We start from the raw sequence: 20,823 nt of genomic DNA on the forward strand, positions 1-20,823 counted from the left end.
CCCTCCGCCACCCCGCCCGACGCCGCCGATCCCCTCACCGGCGAGGACCCGGTCCGCACGCCGCCCCTGCTCCACGACCTCGACGGAGTGGACGTCGACGTCGACATCACCCCTCCGGCGCAGCCCGGCTCCCTCTCGCTCTCCGTCGCCGCCGACGCCGTCGACCTCGCCGAGTCGGGCTCCACCGCCCTCCAGCGCCGGTTCACGGGCGGGATCCCCACGGTCACCGTCACCGACTCGCGCGTCGGCGCGCAGAACGACTGGTACGTCCTCGCCTCGGCGAGCGCCCTCACCGGCGCGAGCGCCTCGATCGGAGCCGACCACCTCGGCTGGACCCCGCGCCTGATCACCGGCACCGGCGCCGTCGCGGGCGATCCGGTCGCCTCCTCCCTCGAGGGCGGCGCGGGCCTGCGCGACGCGCTGCTGCTCGGAGCCGCCGGCGGGGCCGGCACCTGGAGCGCCGACGCCGAGCTGCGGCTGCTGGCCGAGCCGGACGTCGAGGCCGGCTCCTACCGCTCGACGATCACGCTGTCGCTGTTCGCCTAGGCGCGGACCAGCGCAACGGCCGGGGACCGCGCCCCGCGGTCACTCCTGAGCGACCGCGACCGCCACGACGAGCGCGGAGTGGACCGTCGGCTCCGAGACGGCGAAGTAGCGGCTCGAGCCCTCGATCCAGGCCTCGGTCGCACCCTCCCTGGTGCGGAAGCGGACGGGCTCGTCGCTCGAGGTCCCACGCCCGTCGGCCTTCGCGACCGCCTGCGAGCGCAGATCGGCGAGCACCTGCTCCGCCGTCGTCGCCCCGGAGGCCACGCGGTCGCGGACGGTGCGGGCGCGCACCGCGTCGATCCCGATGTCGCGTCCGGTCGCCAGCGCCGCGACCACCGCGCCGTCGCAGTGCGCGATGCTGATCCGCATCCGCTCCAGCGCCGGGTGCTCGCCGCCGAGCACCGGGCGGCCGTGCGGTCCGGAGCAGCGCTCGCAGCGCGCGTCCACGGCTACCTCGAGGGGATCGATCCCGAGCGTCTCGGCGGCAAGCTCGCGCACGAGGACCCGGCCGAGGAGGAAGCCGTCCCGGACCTCGCGCCGACTCGTCGCCTCGTAGCGCAGGCGCTCGGCGAGGGTGAGCAGGCGCAGCATCCGGTGGCGGGCGGAGTCGAGGACCTCGGGCCGCGCCCAGCGCAGCTGCACGTCGTCGGTGGCGAGGAGGGGGAGTCCGGTCATGCCCCGGACGCTACGCACGCCAGGCGACATCGGCGTGACGGGAGGGTGGCCGGAGGGAGACGGGCCGCTGTTGACTGGGAGGCGTGCAGACCTTCCTCCCCTACCCCGACTTCCACCGCAGCGTCCGCGCCCTCGACGGCAAGCGGCTCGGCAAGCAGCGCGTCGAGACGCTGCAGGTCATGCGGGCGCTGACCGTCCCGGGGTACGGCTGGCAGAACCACCCCGTCACGCGGATGTGGCGGGGCTACCGGCCGGCGCTGATGACCTACCAGCGCGAGACCTGCGCGGAGTGGACGGAGCGCGGCTTCGCCGACACGTGCCTCGTGAAGACCGAGGAGGCCCTCGCCGCCGCCCCGGAGGATCTCGCCGCCTACCTGACCGGCGACTACCCGCTCCCGCCGTGGTTCGGCGACGAGCGGCTGCACCTCTCGCACCGCTCGAAGCTCGTGGCCAAGGACGAGGACCACTACGGCCCGCTGTTCCCCGGCACGCCGCCGGGGCTCGACTACCTCTGGCCCGTCGGCGCCTGAGCTCAGGCCGCGGGCGGGCGGAGGAACGGGATCGCGATGCGCGGACGGAACACCTCGCGCTGGTTCGCCTTCACCAGTCCGCAGATGATCAGCACGAAGTGCACCAGCCAGAGCACGGCGAACAGCGTGATCGGGATGCCGATCGGGTAGAAGCCCTTCGCGAGCGGGGTGTCGGAGGCGGCGAAGAGCAGCACGACGTGCGCGCCGAGCGTCACGACCCCGATCAGGATCACCGTCAGACCCCAGTTCGCCGCGTTCCGCGCGTTCTCGGCGGCGAGCCCGCCCTTCCTCCGGGCGGAGGGGTACACGGACGCCATGACGATGCCGCCCACGATCAGGCTGAGGAACGGGATCCCGATGAACGCGAGGAAGCCGAGAGCGTACGAGAGGGCGCCCGTGGGCGGTGCGGGGACGGCCTGCGGGGGCGCGACCGGAGCGGCCTCCGGGGTCGTCGCGTCGGCCGGTCCGGGGTCGGAGGAGGGGCTCGCCATGCCGACAGCCTAGGGAACACCGTCCCCCGGGTCGCGGTCAGGGTCTTTTCAGGCCTCTGGCCGGGCCTTCGTCTTCGGGGGCTCTCGGGTTAGTCTGTCGAGGTTGACCTGCCGCACGGAGCGTGCAGGGCGTCGGCCGCGGTCGTCGCAGCATCCGGGGGGATTCGCGAAGGAGAAGGTTTGGCGTCCGACAGAAGGACCACCGGTGGTGTGGTCAAGGCGATCGTGGGCTTCCTGGGCATGAGCGTCGTGGCCGGAGTCCTCGTGACCGCCACCGTCACCCCGGCTGTGGCGCTCGCCGGAGTCGCCGCGAACCAGTCGATCGGCGTCTTCGACGGCCTGCCCGACTACCTCGAGGTCGACAAGCTCTCCGAGAAGAGCAACATCTACGCGACCGGCTCCGACGGCCCGCAGCTGCTCGCCTCCTTCTACGTCGAGAACCGCGTCGAGGTGCCGCTCGACCGCATCGCCCAGGCCGCCAAGGACGCCGCCGTCTCGGGTGAGGACCCCCGCTTCTACGACCACGGCGGAGTCGACCTCCCCGGCACGCTCCGCGCCGTCGCGCAGACCTACGTGCTCGGCAACGACGTGCAGGGCGGATCCTCGATCACCCAGCAGTACGTGAAGAACGTCCTCGTCGAGAAGGCCGTCCGCAACATCTCGGACGACGCCGAGCGCGCGGCCGCGATCGACGAGGCCACCCGGACCTCCCCCGAGCGCAAGCTCCGCGAGATGAAGCTCGCCATCGGGCTCGAGAAGCAGTACACGAAGGACCAGATCCTCCAGGGCTACCTCAACATCGCGTTCTTCGGAGGCACCACCTACGGCCTCGAGACCGCCGCGAACTACTACTACGCGACCTCGGCCGCGGACCTCTCGATCGCCCAGGCCGCGAGCCTCATCGCGATCGTCAACAACCCGGCCGTCCTGCGGATCGACCAGCCCGACAACCCGGACAACGGCGCCGCGAACGGCTACGCCCGCAACAAGGACCGCCGCGACTACATCATCGGCAAGATGCTCGAGGAGGGGAAGATCTCGCAGGAGGACCACGACGCCGCCGTCGCCACTCCGATCGAGCCCCGCATCACCCAGCCCAGCACCGGCTGCTCGACCGCGGGCAACGCGGGCTTCTTCTGCGACTACGTCACCAACGTCCTGAAGAACAACGAGATCTTCGGCGCCGACGAGGACACCCGCTGGACGAACTTCCGCCGCGGCGGCCTCGACGTCTACACGACGCTCGACGTCGGCCTGCAGGACGCGGCCGTCGCCGCCGTCGACGCGCAGGTCCCGCAGACCTGGAACTTCGACGTCGGAGCCGTCTCGGTCAGCGTCGAGGTCGGATCCGGGCGCGTGCTCGCGATGACGCAGAACAAGAAGTACTCGCAGGATCCGGACGTCCTCACGACCGACCCGTCCTACAGCGCCGTGAACTACAGCACCGATCGGGCCAACGGCGGATCCTCCGGGATCCAGCCGGGCTCGACCTACAAGCTCTTCACGCTGGTGGAGTGGCTGAAGGAGGGCCACAGCATCAACGAGTCGGTCGACGGGACGCGCAAGTCCACCTGGGGCACCTTCACGGACTCCTGCGTCTCCGGCGGCACCGACACGAGCAACGAGACGAGCGCGAAGAACGACGAGGGCGGCACCGGCGAGGTCGGCACCCCGGTGTCCTTCACGAAGACCTCCCTCAACACCGGCTTCGTCGGCATGGCCCGTGAGCTCGACCTGTGCGGCATCCGCGACACCGCGGTCGACATGGGCGTGAAGCAGGGCAGCGGCGAGGAGCTCGAGCACAACCCGTCGTCGGTGCTCGGCACGAACTACGTCTCGCCCCTCTCGATGGCCGGCGCCTTCGCCACCATCGCCTCCGGCGGCACGACCTGCGACCCCGTCGCGATCGACCGCATCACCGACTCCGCCGGAGCCGACCAGCCGGTGCCCCCGGCGAACTGCCGCCAGTCGATCGACCGCAACGTCGCCGCCACCGCGGCCGTCGCGCTGCAGGCGACCTTCACCGGCGGAGGGACGGCCGTGGCCTCCCGCACCGGCGACGGCGTTCCGCTGATCGGCAAGACCGGCACCACCGACGACGCGAAGGCCACCTGGATGACCGGAGCGAGCACCCGCGTCGCGACCGCCGTCGGCGTGTTCAACGTGAAGGGTGACGCGAACCTGCGCCTCGGCCGCTACTCCTTCGACTCCGGATCCGCCGCCACCGCGCGCCACCGCATCTGGCCGGTCGTCATGCGCGCCGCCGACGCGACGTACGGCGGGACGGCGTTCCCGGAGGCCGACGGCTCGCTGCAGGTCGTCCCGAAGGTCGACATCCCGGATGTCGTCGGGCTCTCCTCCGCCGACGCCGAGGCCAAGCTCGAGGCGGCCGGCTTCGGCGTCGTGCAGGGCGGCACGGAGGCGAGCGACGCCGCGGTCGGGACGGTCACCCGCGCCGACCCGTCGGGCTCGGCCCCGCGCGGCACCGCGATCACCGTGTTCACCAGCTCCGGCAACCAGAAGACCGTGCCGAACGTGACGGGCCAGGATCTGGAGGCCGCGAAGAACGCCTTCGGCGCCGCCGGCTTCACGAAGATCACGCTCGCCTGCGCCGAGGATCCGAAGGCGCCCGACGCCGGCCAGGTCACCGGGCAGGAGCCGGCCGGCGGCTCCCCCGTCGCTCCGGACGCCACGCTGAAGGTGACGATCACCGCGAAGAAGTGCCCCTGACCGGCGCCCGACGGCTCGCGAGAACGCGTCCGGCCCGCGAGGATCCTCGGATCCCGCGGGCCGGACGCGTTCCTGTCGGACGACGGCGTCGGAGCCGGGGCTACTGCCCGCGCCCCCGGATCGCGCCGACGATCGCGACGGTCGCGAAGTAGACGATGAGGGCCAGCACGCCGAACGAGGCGAGCGCCCCGCTGGCCTCGGCCCAGGGCCGTCGCTCGTCCGTCATGGTGCCGGGCATGACGATGTCGAGGGCGAACATGCCCACCGCCAGGGCGAAGCAGACGAGGCTCAGCACGAGCAGCGCCCGGACCGCCTTGCCCACGGGGTCGTAGTAGCGCGGGTTCGACATCGTGCCTCCGGTTCTCGTGCTCTCGTGTCTATCCCGCCCGGACCGCTGTGGCAAGCCGTGGGGACGCGAAGACCCCCGCCCCTCCCCCTCCGCGGGCGCCGCTCGCGACGACGGGCGGTGCCGTCGTCACGAGCGGTGTCTCGCGGAAGGAGGAGGGACGGGGGTCGGAGCGGGACCGGCTACGCGGCCAGCGGGAGGGCGGCGGCCGAGGTCACCAGCAGCTCGCCGGCGACGGCGTCGACGCGGACCGCGCCTCCGTCGGAGACCTCGCCGCTGACGAACAGGTCGGCGATCCGGTCGTCGATGGAGCGCTGGACGAGCCGGCGGAGGGGCCGGGCGCCGTACTGCGGCTCGTAGCCGTTCTCGGCGAGCCAGTCGACGGCCGCCTCCGTCACCTCGAGCGTCACCTCGCGGTGAGCGAGGCGGGAGCGCGTGGTGTCGAGGACGATGCCGACGATCTCCCGCAGCTGCTCGCGGCCGAGGCGGCGGAACAGGACGATCTCGTCGATCCGGTTGAGGAACTCGGGGCGCATCGCCTCGCGGAGTCGGCCCATGACGCGATCGCGCAGGTCCTTCTCCGAGGCGAAGCCCTCGGCCGACGCGTCGCTCTGAGCGACGAAGCCGAGCGCACCCGACCGCGAGGCCAGGAACTCCGAGCCGAGGTTCGAGGTCATGATGATCACCGTGTTGCGGAAGTCGACCGTCCGCCCCTGGCCGTCGGTCAGACGCCCGTCGTCGAGCACCTGCAGCAGCAGGTTGAACACGTCGGGGTGCGCCTTCTCGATCTCGTCGAAGAGGACCACCGAGTACGGGTTCCGGCGCACGCGCTCGGTCAGCTGACCGGCCTCGTCGTAGCCGACGTACCCGGGAGGGGCGCCGACCAGCCGCGAGACCGTGTGACGCTCGCCGAACTCGCTCATGTCGAAGCGGATGACCGACTGCTCATCGGCGAAGAGGGAGCCCGCGAGGGTGCGCGCCAGCTCCGTCTTGCCGACACCGGTCGGACCGAGGAAGAGGAACGAGCCGACCGGGCGCGAGGAGTCGCCGAGGCCTGTGCGGCTGCGGCGGACGGCCCGGGCGACCGCGGTGACCGCGTCGTCCTGGCCGATGACCCGCTGGTGCAGCTCGGTCTCGAGGTGGGCGAGGCGCTCGCGCTCCCCCTCCGTGAGCCGCGACACCGGGATGCCGGTGGCGCGGGCGATGACGGCCGCGATCTCGGTCTCGCCGACGACCGCCTCCGCGGGGGCACTGCCGGTGGCCGCGTCGAGCTCCGCCTGCACGGCGCTGATCTCGTCGCGGACGCGGGACGCCTCCTCGTAGTGCTCGGCCGAGACGGCCGCGTTCTTGTCGGCCTCCAGGGTCGCCAGACGCTCGAGCAGAGCTCCGGTGTCGACGCCGGCTCCGAGGCGGAGGCGGAGGCGCGCGCCGGCCTGGTCGATCAGGTCGATCGCCTTGTCGGGCAGCACGCGGTCGGTGAGGTACCGGGCCGAGAGCTCGACGGAGGCGCGCAGGGCCTCGTCCGTGAAGCGCACGCGGTGGTGCTCCTCGTAGGCGGGGCGCAGGCCGTGCAGGATGGCGACCGCGTCCTCGATGCCGGGCTCGCCGACGCGGACCGGCTGGAAGCGCCGCTCCAGTGCCGGGTCCTTCTCGATGGTGCGGTACTCCTTGAGCGTGGTGGCGCCGACGAGGTGCAGGTCGCCTCGGGCCAGACGCGGCTTGAGGATGTTGCCCGCGTCCATGCCGCCCTCGCCGCCGCCGCCCGCACCGACGACGGTGTGGACCTCGTCGATGAAGACGATCAGCTCGCCGGAGTGGGCCGCGATCTCGTCCATGGTGCCGGTGAGGCGCTCCTCGAAGTCGCCGCGGTAGCGGGTGCCGGCCAGCATGCCGGGGAGGTCGAGCGAGATCACGCGCTTGCCGCGCAGCTGCTCGGGGACCTCCTCCGCCACGATCGCGCGGGCCAGGCCCTCGACGATCGCGGTCTTGCCGACGCCGGCCTCGCCGACGAGCACCGGGTTGTTCTTGGTGCGGCGGCTGAGGATCTCGAAGGTCTGCTCGATCTCGTCGGCGCGCCCGATGACCGGGTCGAGCCGGCCCTCGCGGGCGAGAGCGGTGAGGTCGGTGCCGAACTTGTCGAGCATCGGAGTGTCGGAGGCGGGCTGTCCCGCCTCCTGCTGCTGCGGGGCCTCGGTCTCGCGCATGCCCTGGGTGAGGGCCTCGGCGGTGACGCCGGCGCGGGCGAGGACCTGCCCGGCGGGGGCGTCCTGGCCGAGCACGAGCGCGAAGAAGAGGTGCTCGGGCTCGATGTAGGTCGAGCCGCTGGAGCGGGCGACCTGGTAGGCGTGGAACAGCGCGCGCTGCGCGCTGGGGGTGATGGTGGCCGCGTTCTGCGAGGCGTGGGCCTCGTCGGCCTGCGGGAGGCGCGCCTCCGCGGCGGTGGCGATGGCGGCGGGGTCGCCGCCGATGCGGCGCACGGCCTGCGAGACGGTTTCGTCGTCGATGAGCACGCGGAGCACATGCAGGGCGTCGAGCTCGGTCTGGCCGCGCTCGAGGGCGAAGCGTCCTGCGGACTGCAGGATGTCGCGGGTACGGGCGGTGAGGAATCGGCTGAGGTCGATCGACCGCGCCGCGCGGGCGCGCTCACCGTCGAGGTAGCGGGCGAGGAAGTCGTCGAACGAGCTCGCTCCGGCCTCGCTGTAGTTGTCGGGCACCTGTCCTCCTGAGGAAGTTGAGTCGGTTACGCTCAAGTTCAACGCAGGGGTGCCGTTCCTATTCCCGCCCCTCCCCCGCGAGATGCCGCTTCGGTCCGCGGCACACCGCGGCGGGCGTTCCGACCGGCGTCTCGCGGGGACGGGAAGAGGCACGGACTCCGGGGAGTCCGTGCCTCTCTGCGCCGACGCGCATTTCCTCCGGGGTGGGAGCTCTAGGGGACGAGGTAGCCCGCCGCGCGGAACAGCTCGTACCACTCCGGCCGCGTGAGCGGCAGATCGGAGCCGAGGGCCGCATCGCGCACGCGCTGCTCGTTGGTCGTGCCGAGCACGACCTGCATGCCCGCCGGGTGGCGGGTGATCCAGGCGGTGGCCACGGCGATCGCCGGGACCTCGTAGGTCGCTGCGAGCCGGTCGATGACGGCGTTCAGCTCGGGGTAGGCCGGGTTGTCGAGGAAGACGCCGGTGAAGAACCCCGCCTGGAAGGGCGACCAGGCCTGGACGGTGATGTCGTTCAGGCGGCAGTAGTCGAGGATGCCGGCGTCGCGCATGACGGACTGGTCCTCGCCGACCATGTTGGAGGCGACACCCTGCGCGATCAGCGGCGCATGGGTGATCGAGAGCTGCAGCTGGTTCGCCACGATCGGCTGGTTCAGCGACTTCTTCAGCAGCTCGATCTGGTACGGCGTCTGGTTCGAGACGCCGAAGTGCTTCACCTTGCCGGACGCGTGCAGCTCGTCGAACGCGCGGGCCACCTCATCGGGCTCGACGAGCGCGTCGGGCCGGTGCAGGAGCAGCACGTCGACGTAGTCGGTGCGCAGCGCCTTCAGCGAGCCCTCGACCGAGGCGATGAGGTGCTCGTACGAGAAGTCGAAGTAGGGGCCGTCCGGGACGATGCCCGCCTTGGTCTGCAGGACGACGTGCTCACGCTCCGACGGGGTGAGCGCCATCGCCTCGGCGAAGCGCTCCTCGCAGCGGTGCAGTTCGCCGCCGTACACGTCGGCGTGGTCGAAGAAGTCGATGCCGGAGTCGCGGGCGGCGCCGACGAGGCCGCGGATCGCCTCGTCGCTCATCTCGGGGATGCGCATGAGGCCGAGGACGACGTTCGGGGAGTCGACACCGGAGGTGCCGAGGGGGACGTGCTTCACAGGGAGTGCTCCTTCGTTGGATACCTCGTCCACGGTAGGCGCCCCGCCTGGGCGCCGTCCAACAGGGGGCGCTGGTGCGATTCATGCGGTGGAGTGGTGAATCGGCGGAGTGCGTTCACGATGCAGGACGAACGTGGTGCCACGACCCCGATTCCGCGGCAGGGAGGAAGTCCTTCGTCGTTCGTCCTGAGTTCTGAACGGCTTGTCCGCGCACCCCGACGGTGGAAGGCTGCGGCCATGACGATCGAGGTGCGCGCGGCCACCGTCTTCGACGACCTGGCGACGATGGTCGGCCCGAAGCGCCCCGACGCGAGCGTGTGCTGGTGCCTGAGCTACCGGCTCCGCTCCTCCGTCGAGAACCGGGCTCTCGCCGGTCCCGCTCGCGGTGCCCGGGTGCGGGAGCTCGTCGCGGAGGACCCTCCGCCCGGCGTCCTCGCGTACGACGGCGAGGAGGTGGTCGGCTGGGCGGCGGTGCACCCCCGGGCCGACACGAGCTACTCGACGAACCGGCGCATCCCGCACGTGGACGCCCTCGACGTGTGGAGCGTGTGGTGCCTGCGCGTGCGGCCCGGCTTCCGCGGGCGCGGGATCTCGCATCCGCTGCTCGAGGGCGCCGTCGAGTTCGCCCGAGCCCACGGGGCACCGGCGGTCGAGGGCTACCCGGTCGACAACGCCGGTGCGGAGGTCGACCGGACGATGGCGTACGTCGGCACGCGCTCGCTGTTCGAGCGCGCCGGCTTCGAGAAGGCCGCGGACACGACCTCGGTGCTCGACGGCTTCCCCCGGGTGCTGATGCGCCTGGCCCTCTGAGGCGCGCACGACGGCCGCTCCGGCCCCGCTCCGCGAGACACCGACGTGCCGCGCGAGGCGCCGCCGACAGGACGGCGCCTCGGCGACAGGGCGGCGCCTCGCCGGGTGCGGTGACCCGGCGCCCGCCCGCCGCCCGGAGACGAGGAACGGCCCCTCACCCGCGAGGGGAGGGGCCGTTCGCCGTGGAGGCCGGGACGTGGTGTCGACGCCTAGAAGTCCCAGTCCTCGTCCTCGGTGTTCACGGCCTTGCCGATCACGTAGGAGGAGCCGGAGCCCGAGAAGAAGTCGTGGTTCTCGTCCGCGTTGGGCGAGAGGGCCGACAGGATCGCGGGGTTCACATCGGTGACCTGCTTGGGGAACATCGGCTCGTAGCCGAGGTTCATCAGCGCCTTGTTGGCGTTGTAGTGCAGGAACTTCTTGACGTCCTCGGTCAGGCCGAGCTGGTCGTAGAGGTCCTGCGTGTACTGCGCCTCGTTGTCGTAGAGCTCGTAGAGCAGCGAGAACGTGTAGTCCTTGATCTCGTCGCGCTTGGCCTGGTCGACCCGCTCGAGCCCCTTCTGGAACTTGTAGCCGATGTAGTAGCCGTGCACGGCCTCGTCGCGGATGATCAGGCGCACGAGGTCGGCCGTGTTGGTGAGCTTGGCGCGCGAGGACCAGTACATCGGCAGGTAGAAGCCCGAGTAGAAGAGGAACGACTCCAGCAGCGTGGAGGCGACCTTCCGCTTCAGCGGGTCGTCGCCGCGGTAGTAGTCCATCACGATGGACGCCTTCTTCTGCAGGTTCGGGTTCTCCATCGACCAGCGGAAGGCCTCGTCGATGTCCTGGGTGTTCGACAGGGTCGAGAACACCGAGGAGTACGACTTGGCGTGGACCGACTCCATGAACGCGATGTTCGTGTAGACGGCCTCCTCGTGAGGCGTGATCGCGTCCGGGATGAGCGAGACGGCGCCGACGGTGCCCTGCACGGTGTCGAGCAGGGTGAGCCCGGTGAACACGCGCATGGTGAGCTGCTGCTCCTGGTGCGTGAGCGTGTTCCACGACTGGATGTCGTTCGACAGCGGGACCTTCTCGGGCAGCCAGAAGTTGCTCGTGAGGCGGTTCCACACCTCGACGTCCTTGTCGTCCTGGATCCGGTTCCAGTTGATCGCCTGGACGGAGTCGACGAGCTTGAGCTTCTCGGGGGGAGTCATGATTCCTTCTCGCTGCTGCGGATGGGTCGTGCGGAGGGGGGTGGGGCTGCGTGCTCTAGAGCATGCACGAGACGCACTGGTCGAGCTCGGTGCCCTCGAGCGCCAGCTGACGGATGCGGATGTAGTAGATCGTCTTGATGCCCTTGCGCCAGGCGTAGATCTGAGCGCGGTTGACGTCGCGGGTGGTCGCCGTGTCCTTGAAGAAGAGCGTGAGCGAGAGGCCCTGGTCGACGTGCTGCGTGGCGGCGGCGTAGGTGTCGATGATCTTCTCGTAGCCGATCTCGTACGCGTCCTGGTAGTACTCCAGGTTGTCGTTCGTCATGAACGGCGCCGGGTAGTAGACGCGGCCGAGCTTGCCCTCCTTGCGGATCTCGATCTTCGACGCGATCGGGTGGATCGAGGACGTCGAGTTGTTGATGTACGAGATCGAGCCGGTCGGCGGGACGGCCTGCAGGTTCTGGTTGTAGATGCCGTGCTCCATGACCGAGGCCTTGAGCGCACGCCAGTCGTCCTGGGTGGGGACCGCGATGCCCGAGTCGGCGAAGAGGCGGGAGACGCGCTCGGTGGCCGGCGCCCACTCCTTCTCGGTGTAGGTGTCGAAGAACTCGCCCGAGGCGTACTTCGAGTCGGCGAAGCCCTCGAAGGTGGTGACGCGCTCGATGGAGAGGTTGTTGGAGGCGCGCAGGGCGTGGAACAGCACCGAGTAGAAGTAGATGTTGGTGAAGTCGATGCCCTCCTCGGATCCGTAGTGGATCCGCTCGCGGGCGAGGTAGCCGTGCAGGTTCATCTGGCCGAGGCCGATGGCGTGCGACTTGTCGTTGCCGTCCTCGATCGAGCGGACCGAGGTGATGTGCGACTGGTCGGACACCGAGGTGAGGCCGCGGATCGCGGTCTCGATGGTGCGGCCGAAGTCGGGCGAGTCCATCGTCAGCGCGATGTTCAGCGAGCCGAGGTTGCAGGAGATGTCCTTGCCGATCTCCGCGTAGGAGAGGTCCTCGTTGTAGGTCGTCGGGGTGTTGACCTGGAGGATCTCGGAGCAGAGGTTGGACATGTTGATGCGGCCCTTGATCGGGTTCGCCTGGTTCACCGTGTCCTCGAACACGATGTAGGGGTAGCCCGACTCGAACTGGATCTCGGCGATGGTCTGGAAGAACTCGCGCGCCGAGATCTTGGTCTTCTTGATGCGCGGGTCGTCGACCATCTCGCGGTACTTCTCCGAGAGGGAGATGTCGCCGAAGGGGATGCCGTAGACGCGCTCGACGTCGTAGGGCGAGAAGAGGTACATGTCCTCGTTGTTCTTCGCGAGCTCGAACGTGATGTCGGGCACGACGACGCCGAGGGAGAGCGTCTTGATGCGGATCTTCTCGTCGGCGTTCTCGCGCTTGGTGTCGAGGAAGCGGAGGATGTCGGGGTGGTGCGCCGAGAGGTACACCGCTCCCGCGCCCTGGCGCGCGCCGAGCTGGTTGGCGTAGCTGAAGCTGTCCTCGAGGAGCTTCATCACGGGGATGATGCCCGAGGACTGGTTCTCGATCTGCTTGATCGGGGCGCCGGCCTCGCGGATGTTCGAGAGCGAGAGGGCGACGCCGCCGCCGCGCTTGGAGAGCTGGAGCGCGGAGTTGATGCCGCGGGCGATCGACTCCATGTTGTCCTCGATGCGCAGCAGGAAGCAGGAGACGAGCTCGCCGCGCTGTGCCTTGCCGGTGTTGAGGAAGGTCGGGGTCGCGGGCTGGAAGCGGCCGGCGACGATCTCCTCGACGAGGGCGGTCGCGAGCGTCTCGTCGCCCTGGGCGAGGCCGAGGGCGGTCATCACGACGCGGTCCTCGAAGCGCTCGAGGTAGCGCTTCCCGTCGAACGTCTTGAGCGTGTACGAGGTGTAGTACTTGAACGCGCCGAGGAAGGTCGCGAAGCGGAACTTCTTCGAGTACGCCAGGTCGTTGAGCTGCTGGATGAACTCGAACGAGTACTGGTCGAGCACGGCCTGCTCGTAGTACTCCTTCTCGACCAGGTAGTCGAGGCGCTCCTTGAGCGTGTGGAAGAACACCGTGTTCTGGTTGACGTGCTGCAGGAAGAACTCGCGAGCGGCCTCGCGGTCCTTGTCGAACTGGATCTCTCCGTTCGGGCCGTAGAGGTTCAGCATCGCGTTGAGCGAGTGGTAGTCCATCTGTGCGGCGTCGCGGGGAGCGTCGATCACTGCTGCGTCCAAAACGTGTCCAATCCTTCGTCGACGGCGCGGACGTCGTCGGGTGTTCCGAATACTTCGAATCGATAGAGGTGCGGCACCTCGCACTTGCGGGCGATGATGTCGCCGGCGAGGCAGTACGCCTCGCCGAAGTTCGTGTTGCCGGCGCCGATGACGCCGCGGATCAGGGAGCGGTTGCACGGATCGTTGAGGAACCGGATGACCTGCTTGGGGACCGCTCCTCCGCCGTTGCCGCCGCCGTAGGTGGGGAGGACGAGCACGTACGGCTCGTGGACGTGGAGCGTGTCGAGGGCGGCTCCGTCGCGGCGGGCGTGGAGCGGGATGCGCTGCGCCGGCCGTCCGAGCTTCTCGATGAACCGGTGCGTGTTCCCCGAGCTGCTGGAGAAGTACACGAGCCCGCTCATCCTTCGGCCCCTCTCCCCGTCAGCTGCTGTTCTCGGTCCCGCCTCCGAGGCGACTGCGCGGTGAGCCGCAAGGCGGAGGAGGAAGCCGCAGCGGCGCTACGGCGCCCGCCGACGACGTCGCGGATCGCCGTCCGTGCGCCTCAGAGGGTCGCGATCTTGTCGGGGCGGAAGCCGGACCAGTGGTCGTCGTCCGTGATGACGACCGGCGCCTGGAGGTAGCCGAGGGCCTTGACGGCCTCGAGGGCCTTCTCGTCCACGGAGAGGTCGAACACCTCGTAGTCGATGCCCTTGCTGTCGAGGGCGCGGTACGTCGCGGTGCACTGGACGCAGGAGGGCTTGGTGTAGACCGTCACAGCCATGGGTGTCGCCTTTCGGAGGGGGTGTCCCGGTGCCGCTCCCCGACCGGCGGCTCGCGATGCGGGCGGGGTCGGAGGGTGGTCCGGGTGAGTTCTGGGTGCCGGTGGGGCTCTCGCTCCGACCTGCTCAGCAATACTACATATAGGGGGCGGGCCGGTGTCAGCCCACTAGACGTAGTAGTTACAGCCGTGTAGTTATCCACCGGTTCCTCCCCCGTTCATCCACAGGCCGGAGCCCGTGGAACCGCGGAAGGACGCGGATCCGCACGAACCATCCACAGGTGTGGACAGAAGGATCCCGTTCACTGTGTACAACGCGCCACGGCGTGTCGGCATGCCCGACCGGTGGGGTCCGCGCGGCGGCTCGACCACAAGATGTGGTGGTCGGATCGCATCTCGGGGCATGCCCGGACGGTACGCCCGACCACCGACACCGCGAACGGTCAGAGGAGCTGCGCGGCCCACTCCCGGGCGACGGCGCGCAGGTGCGGGAACGGGTCCGCGAGGGCCGCGGACGAGGAGCCCGCCGCCTCCGTCAGCGACACCGCAGCGGTGAAGCCGGGAGTCGGCGCCGCGATCGCCCCGGCGACGAGGAGCGTCCGCGCCCCGGCCGCCTCAGCGAGCGCGAGGACGTGCACCGGGACCTTGCCGGCGGCGGACTGCGCGTCGAAGCGCCCCTCCCCCGTGATGACGACGTCCGCGCCCGCGAGGAGCGCCGGGAGCCCGATCGCCCGTCCGACGGCGTCGGCGCCGGAGGTCGGGCGCGCGCCCCAGGCGAGCAGCCCGAAGCCCGTCCCGCCCGCCGCCCCGGAGCCCGGCGCATCGGGATCCGCGTCCAGGTGCGCAGCGAGACGGCGGAGGCCGCTCTCGAGGAGGAGGACGTCCTCGGGGCCGGCCCCCTTCTGCGGTCCGAAGACGCGGGCCGCCCCGGAGTCGCCGAGCAGCGGGGTCGCGACGTCGCTGAGCACGACCGCGCCTCCGGGCGGCAGAGGACGCAGCGCGCGGAGGTCGGCGGCGGCGAGCGCGGGCAGCGCACCGCCTCCCTCGCCGAGGTCGCGGCCGGAGGCGGTGGAGAAGCGTGCGCCGAGCTCGCAGAGCGCTCCGACTCCGCCGTCGGTCGAGGCGCTGCCGCCGATCGCCAGCAGCAGGGCGTGCGCCCCCGCGTCGAGGGCGGCGGCGATCGCGCGGCCGAAGCCGCGCGTGTGCGCGGTGAGCGGTCGGAGCGGGTCGAGCAGCGTGATGCCGCTCGTGGAGGCGAGCTCGACGACGGCTGTCCCGTCGGGGAGCAGCAGCCACCAGGCGCGGACCGGCCGGGAGTCCGGGCCGGGCACGACGACCGGCAGCCGCTGCGACCCCGGGACCGCGAGCGCGAAGGCCTCGACCGTGCCCTCTCCCCCGTCGGCCATCGGCGCGAGGACGATCTCGTCCCCCGCGCGCGCAGCGCTCCAGCCCTCGGCGATCGCCCGCGCGACCTCGACCGCGCTCGCCGACCCCTTGAAGGAGTCGGGCGCGACGATGACCCTCAGCCTGCCCACGCGCTCAGTGTGGCACCGCGCCCGGCGCGGCCTCGAACGGTCGCCCGTCCGCGACCTCGGTCGCGTCGCCCCCGTCGCGCGTCCACTCGTGGTGAGCGGCGTGTGCCGAACGAGCGGAGTCGCGGCCTCCTGCGATGGACGCCTGGAGCCGCGCCAACGGGCGCGGAGAGGGCCGCAGCCGCATCGCGTTGCCACTCAGAGCGGGGTCGCGAGCCGGTAGCCGCGCTTGATCACCGTCGCCACGAGCCGCGGTTCGGGGAGAGCCTGACGGAGGCGGCTGACGGCGACGTCGACCGCGTGGTCGTCGAGAGCCTCCGGCGCGGAGGCCGCGAGGACGTGACGCGCGACGGTCGCGCCCTCGGCGGCGACGAGAGTCCGGAACAGCGCGAGCGCGACCGGGGTCAGCGCCACCCGGATCCCGGCCAGGACGGCGTGCCGGCCTCGGAGCTCAAGAGTGCCGAAGGCCGTCTCGATGCGGGGCGACGCCTGCTCGAGGTGCTCGCAGGTCAGGCGGATGAGCGCACCCATCCGGAACCGGTCCGGCACGACCGGGAGGATCCCTGCCTCGACCAGAGGTACTGCGGTCACGGGGCCGACGGCGGCGGCGACCACCGTCTCGCGGAAGGCCGCCTGGAGGTCGTCGAGGCGGCCCGCGGCCTCCGCGACCGTGAAGAGCGCCTCCACCGCCGGCGCGCTGGTGAAGGTGACGGCGTCGATGCCCCCTCCGCAGACCGCGTCGATCAGCCGCAGCACCCGGGCGGAGTCCTCGTGCACGCTCCAGCGGTAGGGCGCGGCCGTGAGCACCCGGGCGCCGGCGTCGCGGAGACGCTGCAGCTGAGCCGGGTCGGTGAATCCGTGCAGCTGCACCGCGATCGTGCGGCCGGCGACGCCCTCGCGCAGAGCCAGGTCGACGAGGGAGGTGGTCGTCTCGCGCTCGCTCATCCCGTGGTCGTCGAGACCCGCCGCACGGATCGCTCCGCGCGCCTTGGGTCCGCGGACGAGGATCCGCGCGGAGGACAGCGCGTCGGCCAGCTCGATCCCCGCGGCGTCCGCGGCCTCGAGCCAGCGCCGCAGGCCGTAGGAGGTGGTGGCGAGGAGCACGTCGGGACGGGCGGCGACGATGGCGCGGGTCTCCTCCTCGAGCGCGCCCTCGGTGTCGACGCCGCGCATTCGGATGGTGGGGGCGTGCGTGACGGCGGCACCGCGGCGCTCGAACGCGGCGATCAGGTCCTCGGAGCGGCGGTCGGAGGTGACCCCGATGCGGAAGCCGTCCAGCTGGTCGGGTCGGAACCCCACGGCGGCGTCGGGATCGGTGCCGGTCATGCTCGGCCCCCTCGGGGTCTCACGCGGTCAGTGCATCGACCGCTCGGGCGATGCTCTCGGGGTCCCCCGCATCATGGCACGCGGCCTGCCGGACCACCTCGCCGATGACGATCACGGCGGGCGAGCGCGGTGCCAGCTCGGCGAGCAGGCCGAGCACTGCGCCGACCGACGAGACCGTCGTGCGCTGGTCGCGCGACCAGCCCCGCTCGACGATCGCGAGGGGCGTGTCGGCGCGCATCCCGGCGCGCTGCAGCCCGGCGACGAGGTGCGGGAGGGTGTTCACTCCCATCAGCACCACGATCGTCCCGCCCAGCCCGGCCAGATGGCCGAGCTCCTGCTCGCTGAACGGCGCATGGCCCGAGACCACGGTGAAGGCCCTGCTGACCTCGCGATGGGTGACCGGGATCCCGGCGGCGGCGGGCACCGAGATCGCGCTGGTCACTCCGGGGAAGACCGTGGAGCCGACGCCGGCCAGCCGGCACGCGCGCACCTCCTCCGACCCGCGGCCGAACACGAACGGATCGCCGCCCTTCAGGCGCACGACGTCCAGACCCGCGAGGGCCCGCTCGATCATCAGCCGCTCGATCTCGTGCTGCGGCACCGCATGATGACCCGGCGTCTTGCCGACGTCGATCAGCTCGGCGCCGGGCGCCCACTCGGCCAGGCCCTCGTGCGGACCGAGCCGGTCGTAGAGCACCACGTCCGCGTCGCGGAGGGCGCGGCGGGCGGCGAGGGTCATCAGATCCGGATCGCCGGGGCCGCCGCCGACGATGCTGACGTGCCCGACCGGCCGGGTCGGCGCGGGGGCCTCGTCGACGATCCAGGGGCAGAGCTCGGCCGCCGCTGCTCGGAGCGGCGCCGGCCCCTCCACCCACACGATCAGGGCCGGGGGCGCCGGGGTGAGCGCGTCCTCCGCCTCGTGCCGCTCGACGAGTGCGCCGGCGGCTCGGTAGCGGGCGAGCACGCGGCGGGTCCCGGAGGCGGTGCCGATCACGAGCACACGGCGTCCGGCGAGGTCGAGGGAGAGCTGCATCACGAGTCCGATCCGATCCCGGCCGGACCGACGGGGATCCTCGGCCCCGCGACCAGCACGGGTCCGTCCGGTCTCTCGTCCCGGCCGGCGGGCCGGACCTGCCCGCGCTCGCGCACGGTCGCGACGCGCGGATCCGCGGTGTCCGGGGCGTTCACGAAGGAGCGGAAGCGGCGGAGCCGGTCGGGATCGGCGAGGGTCGCCGCCCACTCGTCGACGTAGGTGTCGACGTGCGTGGCCATGGCGGCCTCCAGCTCGGCGGCGATGCCGAGCGAGTCCTCGCAGACCACCTCGCGCACGTGCTCGAGTCCGCCGGGGAGCTCCTCCTGCCAGCGGGCGGTGCGCTGGAGCCGCTCGGCCGTGCGCACGTAGTACATGACGTAGCGGTCGATGTAGCGCACCAGGGTCTCGTCGTCGAGGTCCTGCGCGAGCAGCTGGGCGTGCGCCGGCTGGTAGCCGCCGTTGCCGCCGACGTAGAGGTTCCAGCCGAGGTCGCTCGCGATGACGCCGATGTCCTTCCCCCGCGCCTCGGCGCACTCGCGGGCGCAGCCGCTGACCCCGAGCTTGAACTTGTGCGGCGAGCGGAGACCCCGGTACCGCTCCTCGAGGAAGACCGCCATCCCGACCGCGTCCTGGACTCCGAAGCGGCACCAGGTCGATCCGACGCACGACTTGACCGTGCGCAGCGACTTGCCGTACGCCTGACCCGACTCGAAGCCGGCGTCGACGAGGAGGCGCCAGATCTCGGGCAGCTGCTCGAGGCGGGCGCCGAACATGTCGATCCGCTGCCCGCCGGTGATCTTCGTGTAGAGGCCGTACTGCTCGGCGACCTCGGCGATCACCTTGAGCTTCGCCGGCGTGATCTCGCCCCCGGGGATCCGCGGGACGACGGAGTAGGTGCCGTCCTTCTGCATGTTGGCCAGGGCGCGGTCGTTGGTGTCCTGCAGCGGCGCCTGGCCGCCGTCGAGGATGTAGGCGTTCGTCTGGGTGGCGAGGACGGAGGCGATCACCGGCTTGCAGACGTCGCAGCCCAGCCCGGAGCCGAAGCGCTCCATCACCTGCTCGGCCGAGTGCAGCCCGAGGATGCGGACCGACTCGAACAGCTCGCTGCGGCTGAGCGCCACGTGCTCGCAGAGGGCGCGGGAGACCTCGACGCCCGCACGGATCAGCTCCGTGTCGAGCAGCTTCTTCACCAGGGGCACGCACGATCCGCACTGGGTGCCCGCGCGGGTGCAGGCCTTGAGCGGCCCCAGCTCGGTGCACCCCTCGCCGATCGCGTGGCGGACCTCGCCGACCGAGACGTTGTTGCACGAGCAGACCTGGGCGTCGTCCGGAAGGTCGCCCGAGGGCGCCTCCGCCCCCGCCGCCGCGAGGTAGGCGCCGGGCTCGGCCGGCAGCTCGCGCCCCAGCAGCGGGCGGAGGGAGGAGTAGGGGCCCGCGTCGCCGACGAACATCCCGCCGAGCAGCGTGCGCGCATCGTCCGAGACGACGACCTTCTGGTAGAGACCGCGGGCCGGATCGGCGTAGACGACCTCGAGCGCTCCCTCCGTGGTGCCGAGGGCGTCGCCGAAGCTGGCGACCTCCACGCCCGAGAGCTTGAGCTTGGTGGCGTCGTCGACCCCCGGGAAGGTCGCGTCGCCGCCGAGGATCCGGTCGGCGACCACCTCCGCCATCGCGTTGGCGGGTGCGACGAGCCCGACCGTGCGGCCGGCGATCGCGGCGACCTCGCCGATGGCCCAGACTCCCGCCCTGCTGGTGCGGCAGGCCTCGTCGACGACCACGCCTCCGCGCGGTGCGACCTCGATCCCGACCGCTCGGGCGAGCTCGTCGCGCGCCGTGATCCCGATGGAGAAGACCACGAGATCGGCGCTGATGCTGCTGCCGTCGGTCAGCGCGACGCCGAGCACCGTCCCCGTCGGCGAGGTGAGGATCGCGGTGGGCCGGTTGCCGAGGTGCAGCGCGATCCCCTGCGCCGAGATGATGCGGCCGAGGGCCTGCCCGGCGCCCTCGTCGAGCTGCGCGCTCATCAGCCAGCGGCCGGAGTGGACGAGGGCGGTGCGCGCACCGAGCCGGTGCGCGCCTCCCGCCGCCTCGAGGCCGAGCAGACCGCCGCCGACCACGACCACGATCGCGGGGCGTCCGCGCCGGGCGCGGAACGCGGCGAGCTCGGCGACGAGCCCGTCCACGTCCTCGAGCGTGCGGTAGACGCGGCCGTGCTCGGCGCCCTCGATCGGCGGGACCGTGGCGGAGGAGCCCGTCGCCAGGACGATCTCGTCGCCCTCGAGGGAGCGGCCGTCCGCGAGCTCGACGCGCAGGCGGTCGGGATCGATCGCGACGACACGGGAGGAGGTGATCAGCCGCGCCGACTCCCACAGAGCGCCGTCGCCCAGAGTCAGGTCGTGCTCGCCGTCGAGGCGCTTCGAGAGTGCGACGCGGTCGTAGGGACGGTGCACCTCCTCGCCGAGGACGGTGATCTCCAGCGCCTGGTCGCCGGCCCGGGCGACGAGCGCGTCGACCAGGCGGTGCGCGGCGGGTCCCGCTCCGACGACGAGCACGCGTCGGGGCCGGGCGGCGGGGTTCGCTCCAGGAGTCATGACGTCCACCGTAGGGACGGCCCGTTTCCCCGCCGTTGCCCCTGTGTAACAGCGTGTGACGCGCGCCTCTCGGCGAGCGCCGCAGGCCGTGAGGGCTTCGTTACGCCCGTGACACCGGAGGCGTGCTCGCACGAAACGCGCGATCCCTACCGTTGCCTCATCGCGTCCGACCGGATGCGGTGGCCCACCCGCAGGAAGAAGGCG

Annotated in this window: 17 protein-coding genes; 4 read left to right on the forward strand and 13 right to left on the reverse strand. The window is 71.5% G+C overall.

The genetic code is table 11. The annotated features are described in order from the left end of the window. Window positions 1-546 (forward strand): hypothetical protein (locus tag C5C56_RS17965; RefSeq protein WP_104319762.1); only part of this gene is annotated, 546 nt, incomplete at its 5' end. 39 nt (window positions 547-585) lie between these two features. On the opposite strand, the gene C5C56_RS13235 is transcribed toward C5C56_RS17965, so the two are convergent. Beyond that, on the reverse strand, window positions 586-1,221 hold the full coding sequence (locus tag C5C56_RS13235) for a 4'-phosphopantetheinyl transferase superfamily protein (protein ID WP_104247717.1): 636 nt from the start codon (window positions 1,219-1,221) through the stop codon (window positions 586-588). A gap of 83 nt (window positions 1,222-1,304) precedes the next feature. Here C5C56_RS13235 and C5C56_RS13240 point away from each other — a divergent pair, with 83 nt between their 5' ends. Continuing rightward, window positions 1,305-1,751 (forward strand): MSMEG_6728 family protein, encoded by a 447-nt coding sequence (locus C5C56_RS13240; protein ID WP_104224363.1) that lies wholly within the window; start codon window positions 1,305-1,307, stop codon window positions 1,749-1,751. A 2-nt stretch (window positions 1,752-1,753) separates the two neighbouring features. On the opposite strand, the gene C5C56_RS13245 is transcribed toward C5C56_RS13240, so the two are convergent. Then, window positions 1,754-2,242, reverse strand: coding sequence for a DUF4870 domain-containing protein (locus C5C56_RS13245; RefSeq protein WP_104247716.1), 489 nt, complete (start codon window positions 2,240-2,242; stop codon window positions 1,754-1,756). A gap of 180 nt (window positions 2,243-2,422) precedes the next feature. Here C5C56_RS13245 and C5C56_RS13250 point away from each other — a divergent pair, with 180 nt between their 5' ends. Beyond that, on the forward strand, window positions 2,423-4,972 hold the full coding sequence (locus C5C56_RS13250) for a transglycosylase domain-containing protein (protein WP_258060600.1): 2,550 nt from the start codon (window positions 2,423-2,425) through the stop codon (window positions 4,970-4,972). Window positions 4,973-5,072: 100 nt separating this feature from the next. On the opposite strand, the gene C5C56_RS13255 is transcribed toward C5C56_RS13250, so the two are convergent. From C5C56_RS13255 to C5C56_RS13265, 3 genes are all read right to left on the reverse strand, one after another. Beyond that, window positions 5,073-5,321 (reverse strand): hypothetical protein, encoded by a 249-nt coding sequence (locus C5C56_RS13255; protein ID WP_104224361.1) that lies wholly within the window; start codon window positions 5,319-5,321, stop codon window positions 5,073-5,075. 179 nt (window positions 5,322-5,500) lie between these two features. Further along, entirely contained in the window at window positions 5,501-8,032 is a 2,532-nt protein-coding gene (locus C5C56_RS13260) for an ATP-dependent Clp protease ATP-binding subunit (protein WP_104319763.1), read from the reverse strand. 212 nt (window positions 8,033-8,244) lie between these two features. Further along, window positions 8,245-9,177, reverse strand: coding sequence for an aldo/keto reductase family oxidoreductase (locus tag C5C56_RS13265; RefSeq protein WP_258063708.1), 933 nt, complete (start codon window positions 9,175-9,177; stop codon window positions 8,245-8,247). A 237-nt stretch (window positions 9,178-9,414) separates the two neighbouring features. Between C5C56_RS13265 and C5C56_RS13270 the strand changes: the two genes are divergently transcribed. Then, window positions 9,415-9,987, forward strand: a complete 573-nt coding sequence (locus C5C56_RS13270) for a GNAT family N-acetyltransferase (RefSeq protein WP_104269654.1) — start codon at window positions 9,415-9,417, stop codon at window positions 9,985-9,987. A 209-nt stretch (window positions 9,988-10,196) separates the two neighbouring features. Here C5C56_RS13270 and nrdF read toward each other — a convergent pair whose 3' ends face one another. The 8 genes from nrdF to nirB all read right to left on the reverse strand — a co-directional run bounded on the left by nrdF (window position 10,197) and on the right by nirB (window position 20,619). Beyond that, complete coding sequence (gene nrdF, locus C5C56_RS13275; RefSeq protein WP_104224358.1) at window positions 10,197-11,177, reverse strand: class 1b ribonucleoside-diphosphate reductase subunit beta; 981 nt, start codon at window positions 11,175-11,177, stop codon at window positions 10,197-10,199. A 55-nt stretch (window positions 11,178-11,232) separates the two neighbouring features. Then, window positions 11,233-13,338 (reverse strand): class 1b ribonucleoside-diphosphate reductase subunit alpha, encoded by a 2,106-nt coding sequence (gene nrdE / locus C5C56_RS13280; protein WP_104319773.1) that lies wholly within the window; start codon window positions 13,336-13,338, stop codon window positions 11,233-11,235. 26 nt (window positions 13,339-13,364) lie between these two features. Continuing rightward, window positions 13,365-13,781 (reverse strand): class Ib ribonucleoside-diphosphate reductase assembly flavoprotein NrdI, encoded by a 417-nt coding sequence (nrdI, locus tag C5C56_RS13285; protein ID WP_104224357.1) that lies wholly within the window; start codon window positions 13,779-13,781, stop codon window positions 13,365-13,367. 140 nt (window positions 13,782-13,921) lie between these two features. Continuing rightward, window positions 13,922-14,140, reverse strand: coding sequence for a glutaredoxin-like protein NrdH (gene nrdH, locus C5C56_RS13290; RefSeq protein ID WP_068255139.1), 219 nt, complete (start codon window positions 14,138-14,140; stop codon window positions 13,922-13,924). Between the two features lie 440 nt (window positions 14,141-14,580). Next, a complete protein-coding gene (locus C5C56_RS13295) occupies window positions 14,581-15,663 on the reverse strand; it encodes a glycerate kinase (protein WP_219813899.1) in 1,083 nt (360 codons plus the stop codon). Window positions 15,664-15,867: 204 nt separating this feature from the next. Then, a complete protein-coding gene (locus C5C56_RS13300) occupies window positions 15,868-16,995 on the reverse strand; it encodes a uroporphyrinogen-III synthase (RefSeq protein WP_104319765.1) in 1,128 nt (375 codons plus the stop codon). A 19-nt stretch (window positions 16,996-17,014) separates the two neighbouring features. Then, on the reverse strand, window positions 17,015-18,028 hold the full coding sequence (gene cobA, locus C5C56_RS13305) for a uroporphyrinogen-III C-methyltransferase (RefSeq protein WP_104273433.1): 1,014 nt from the start codon (window positions 18,026-18,028) through the stop codon (window positions 17,015-17,017). Beyond that, the gene (gene nirB, locus C5C56_RS13310) at window positions 18,028-20,619 is read right to left on the reverse strand and encodes a nitrite reductase large subunit NirB (protein ID WP_104224354.1); all 2,592 of its coding nucleotides are present in this window, start codon (window positions 20,617-20,619) and stop codon (window positions 18,028-18,030) included. Before nirB ends, cobA begins: the two co-directional genes overlap by 1 nt. Between the last annotated feature and the right edge of the window lie 204 nt (window positions 20,620-20,823).

The sequence above is a fragment of the Rathayibacter sp. AY1D1 genome, from assembly GCF_002932635.1.
Classification (GTDB): Bacteria; Actinomycetota; Actinomycetes; order Actinomycetales; family Microbacteriaceae; genus Rathayibacter.